A 4,955-nucleotide genomic window follows, 5' to 3' on the forward strand; every position below is an offset into this window, starting at 1 on the left:
GGTTTGCGCGGCCGGTTGGGTAGGTCAGGGCTGGTATCCGTGTGCTGTGTGACTGTGTTGTCGTACGGCTGGCGGTTTGCGCGGCCGGTTGGGTAGGTCAGGGCTGGTATCCGTGTGCTGTGTGACTGCAGCGTCGCACTGTTGGTGGATATGACATCCAGCTGGCTGGTGATGGTTGGTATCCGCGCACTGTGTGGTTGGGCTTTCCCAAGATGAATTGGTTATGCGGCTGAGCGATTGGAGAAGTCCGGTAACAGTAGACTGTGCGACTCGGTTGGCGCACGGTTGCCGTGTTGTCAGCGGGGGAGGATTGATTCCGGCCGGTATCCGGCTGTCGTGCGACTGTGCGGACACACACCGGACGGTTGCCCTGTCGATGGCGGGCGACAGCTGGTATCTGCCTGAGTCCGCTGAAATGAAACGCTTTCATCGTTATTTCCGGACAACCTTGGCGTTCATCTTGATGCTGTGGTCGGTTGGTATTGATGTGCAACTGGTTGTCGTGCGATTGCGCGGTAATCGGGGTTGGCGGGTGCATGACGGTCGGTGCCGGTGGTGCCAGATCGGTTTTCGGATCCTGTTCTCCGATTTGGTCCGTGGTTCGAGTGGTTCGTTCGGTGATGATCGATTCTCGTGGTGCGGCCGGTTCTTTGGAATTTCGCGGTTTTATTGTGGTGCCAGGATTGATTGGGCTTGTATCGGGGGCGCAGGCATGGACCGGTTCCGCTTTCGTCACACGATTCCAGATTCAGTCCGCGGTCTCAGGCGGTTGGCTGACCTACGCGCCGGCATCTGGTCTCTGTGACGTCGGCTAATCCTTGGGATTCCGCGATTTTTTGATTGTGCCGTAGTTGCCTGGGGTGCGTCGGCCGTTGCCTCCGCGAACTAGATCGGTTTTCATTCCCTGTTCTCCGATTTGGTCCGTGATCCGGGTGTTTTTGGCAGCTGGTCTGGTGACGATTGATGGTGACGGCCTGATCGGATTGTTGATATTCCAAGGTTTTGCGGTGACCTTGCGGCTGTTGGCCGGGTGCGATCCGTCGTGGGGCGAACCGATTCTGATCCTGGCCTGTGTTCTCCGATTCGATGCCGGGCAGTCCAGTCGCCCGCCGATGTCCCACCCTTTACTTTGTCATTCTTTTGCGGCCCTGCCCTTCAAGCAGTCCGGATCGAACGGCGAGACTGCGCAAAGAGCGATTACGCCGTACAAGCATGATTGACAGAATGCGCCACTATCTGGCGGGTGCGATTTCGCTGTTGCACAGCGGAGTACTATCCATTGTATTGGTTGGCGGAGGTCGGTGACTGGCTTACTGTGTGATCGAGTTGTCGCACGGCAGACGATTGTGTGGCTTGGCGGTCAGTGCCGGTCGGTAATTGGCCCGCGGTGCGACTGGACGGTCGCATGGCTGTCATGTTGGCTGGTTTGCGGGCTGATTTTGGTCGGTATCGGGTTGTTGTGCGACTGCGTTGTCGCACGGCGGGAGGATATGGCACCTAGGGCGCTGATTCCGGTCAGCACCCGGCTGCCGTGCGTGCGGATTGTCGCACTGCGGGCGGTATACACGGCTTCGGGATCCGGTGTTGGGCAGTAACTGGTTGCGGTGCGACTGGGGCGTCGCTTTTGCCCACGTGTCCAGTATGACTCTGTGAGTTTGCCGCATTGCCACCCCGGCATTGTCGGCTTGCCACGCAACAATAGGTATGTTGTTGTGACCAGTCGATTGTTATAGATAGGGAGAGTCACCTATGGCGAAAGGTCCAGTGCTCGTCGTCGATTTCGGCGCGCAGTACGCCCAGCTTATCGCGCGTCGCGTGCGCGAAGCCAACGTGTATTCCGAGCTTGTGCCCCATTCCATGTCCGCCGACGAGATGCTTGCCAAGGATCCGAAGGCCATCATCCTGTCCGGTGGCCCGGCCTCCGTGTTCGAGCCCGGCGCCCCTGGCATCGACAAGAAGATCTTCGAGGCAGGCGTCCCGGTGCTCGGTATCTGCTATGGCTTCCAGGTTATGGCGTATGAGCTTGGCGGCACTGTCGACAAGGCGGCGCTCGGCGAGTATGGCAAGACCGAGACCAGCATTGACGATGCCGAAGGTATTCTCGCCGGTTCTCCCGCTGAGCAGACCACGTGGATGAGCCACGGTGTGGCTGTGGAGAAGGCCCCTGAGGGCTTTAAGGTGCTCGCTCACACCGAGGGCGCTCCTGTTGCCGCGATGGAGGACGAATCCCGCAAACTCTACGGTGTGCAGTGGCACCCGGAAGTCAAGCACACCCCGCGTGGCCAGGAGCTCATTGAGACCTTCCTGCACAAGTGCGCAAGCCTCGACCGCGATTGGGACGCGTCGAACATCATTGAAGACCAGGTCAAGAAGATCCGCGAGGAAGTCGGGGACGCTCAGGTGATCTGCGGCCTGTCCGGCGGTGTGGATTCCGCTGTTGCCGCGGCTCTCGTGCACAAGGCGATCGGCGACCAGCTGACCTGCGTGTTCGTGGATCATGGTCTGCTGCGCAAGGGCGAAGCTGAACAGGTCAAGCATGATTTCGTCAAGGCAACCGGCATCAAGCTCATCGCCGTCGACGCTTCAGAGGACTTCCTGACTGCGCTCAAGGGCGTGTCGGAGCCGGAACGCAAGCGCAAGATTATCGGCGAGAAGTTTATCCGCACCTTCGAGAAGGCCCAGCGTCAGGTCATCGAGGAAGCCGGCAAGAACGGCGCCGAAGTGAAGTACCTCGTGCAGGGCACCCTGTACCCGGACGTCGTCGAGTCCGGCGGCGGCGACGGCGCGGCCAATATCAAGAGCCACCACAATGTCGGCGGCTTGCCCAAGGACATCAAGTTCAAGCTGATCGAACCGCTGCGCACCCTGTTCAAGGACGAGGTGCGCGCCATCGGCACCAAGCTCGGTCTGCCGGACGATATCGTTTGGCGCCAGCCGTTCCCCGGGCCGGGCCTGGGCATCCGTATCATCGGTGAAATCACCCGTGAACGTCTTGATTTGCTGCGTGAGGCTGACGCGATCGCCCGCGAGGAGCTGTCGAAGGCCGGCCTTGATCGTGATATCTGGCAGTGCCCGGTCGTTCTGCTTGCCGACGTGCATTCCGTGGGCGTGCAGGGTGACGAACGCACGTACGGCTCTCCGATTGTGCTGCGCCCGGTCAGTTCGGAGGACGCGATGACCGCTGATTGGTCGCGCGTTCCGTATGACGTGCTCGCCACCATCTCCACGCGCATCACCAACGAATGCCGTGGCATCAACCGCGTGGTGCTTGATGTGACCAGCAAGCCGCCGGCAACCATCGAGTGGGAATAAATTTTGTGAAAGCCCAGAACCTCAGCATCTATGCGGGGTTCCGGGCTTTTTCTTTGCCCCGCGAGTACATATTGAGTACACTTTTCAAAATTATTCCGTTTCAAAGTCAGCGTCATCGCCGTGATCACAGGTCTTATCCGGTTTCTTCTGAGACACCTGTAGGTCTAGCTCGATTTACTCCAGCATCTCCTGAAAATCATCAGCGACATATTTTTCATCTTCAGAAGAATTTCCTTTTGTAAGCAGCTCCTGATCCTTCAGATATCCTTCACGGTATTAACCGTCCCAACGAATAAATATTGATACCGCATCACCCACTGCGGAATGCGTAACACTCAGACGTGACATGTGAAGGTGTCTGGCTGCTTGTTTTCGGGATTTTGCGGCTTGGAAAAGCAAATCGGCTGGAACCTGTATGAAGCTGGATTCTAACCAGAATCATTGCAAAATGGTGGATAAGGGTTGACAACGTTGATGTAATAAATTATATTACATGTAAGAATCGGAAATGACTACAGGAAGGGAGTGTATGGAATGCTGAAAAACGTAGAAAATGCAAAGAATCTGTATCTGAGAGGAATCCGCGATGGTGAAGTGCAGGAGGTGCTAGACAACTATATGGGTGATACCTATACGCAGCACAGCACCGGCGTGAAGGATGGCAAGGAAGGATTCCGGAAATTCTTTGAAGACTTTTTTAAGAGAAACCCCAAGCGGGATATCCGAATCGTTCGTTGCTTGTCAGATGGCCCTTATGTATTCCTGCACGTGTATCAGAACCTGAATGAGGGCGCTGCACAGTGGGTGACTACGGATCTCTTCCGCTCCGATGCAAATGGGCGGATTGTCGAGCACTGGGATGTGATTGATGCGTATCAGAAAAATGAGAACGGTACGGATCCGATCTTTGGCGAATTTGATGTTCAGGATATAGAAAAGACCGAAGACAATAAAAATACGGTGCGGCTTTTCCTGACGGAAGTGCTGCAAAATCATTCCATGGGACGATTCGACCACTATGTTTCAGATTCTCTGATCCAGCATGATCGTCAGCTTGGAAAATCAGTGGATGACTGGAAATCCTTCATCACAGATCATGCAGTTTCCTATGATTTTGTATTTAAAATCATAGGACAGGGAAATTATGTTGTTGCCTATTCGAATGTCCTCATGGATGGCACTGCCTATGCACAGTTTGATATTTTCAGCATGCAGAATGGAAAGATTGCGGAGCACTGGAGCAACAAGGAACTGGTACCTGCCCGCTCTGAGCTGGTAAATTCCGGGAAATTTTAACCAACATGTTTTCATGTTTTTCAGAACAAGGGCAAGTCTTTTGTAATCCATCAGGAGCACTGTCTGCACTGTGGACTTTGCTTTGAGAACTGCCCGGTTCAGGCCATTGTGCGGAGAGGAGCATAAGATGCTGAAGGATGTATGGGTCTTGCTGACCACCAGATGGGACTTTTTCGGAAAACTGCTTCTTGAGCACATTGAGATTTCGCTCGCGGCGATTTTGATCGCTATCGTATTCGGCGGACTGGTCGGTATTCTGATCAGTGAATACCAGAAAAGCGCAAAGCCGACGCTCGGTGTCATTAACTTTCTCTATACAATTCCATCCACCTCCATGCTGGGCTTTC

The 4,955-nt window shown here is 55.1% G+C and carries 4 protein-coding genes and 1 pseudogene; all 5 read left to right on the top strand.

The window, feature by feature from the left end; all coding sequences use genetic code 11:
• Window positions 1-938 precede the first annotated feature (938 nt).
• A complete protein-coding gene (locus ACI38B_RS04675; RefSeq protein WP_439729735.1) occupies window positions 939-1,220 on the top strand; it encodes a hypothetical protein in 282 nt (93 codons plus the stop codon).
• 529 nt (window positions 1,221-1,749) lie between these two features.
• The gene (gene guaA / locus ACI38B_RS04680; RefSeq protein WP_339563201.1) at window positions 1,750-3,312 is read left to right on the top strand and encodes a glutamine-hydrolyzing GMP synthase; all 1,563 of its coding nucleotides are present in this window, start codon (window positions 1,750-1,752) and stop codon (window positions 3,310-3,312) included.
• A gap of 534 nt (window positions 3,313-3,846) precedes the next feature.
• Window positions 3,847-4,608, top strand: coding sequence for a nuclear transport factor 2 family protein (locus ACI38B_RS04685; RefSeq protein WP_439729736.1), 762 nt, complete (start codon window positions 3,847-3,849; stop codon window positions 4,606-4,608).
• A 30-nt stretch (window positions 4,609-4,638) separates the two neighbouring features.
• Window positions 4,639-4,734: pseudogene (locus ACI38B_RS04690) on the top strand (4Fe-4S binding protein); the annotation flags it as partial.
• Between the two features lies 1 nt (window position 4,735).
• Window positions 4,736-4,955: hypothetical protein (locus tag ACI38B_RS04695; RefSeq protein ID WP_439729737.1), on the top strand; the 220-nt coding region annotated here is incomplete at its 3' end.

Origin of the sequence: Bifidobacterium sp. (assembly GCF_051876855.1) — a bacterium.
Lineage (GTDB): Bacteria > Actinomycetota > Actinomycetes > Actinomycetales > Bifidobacteriaceae > Bifidobacterium.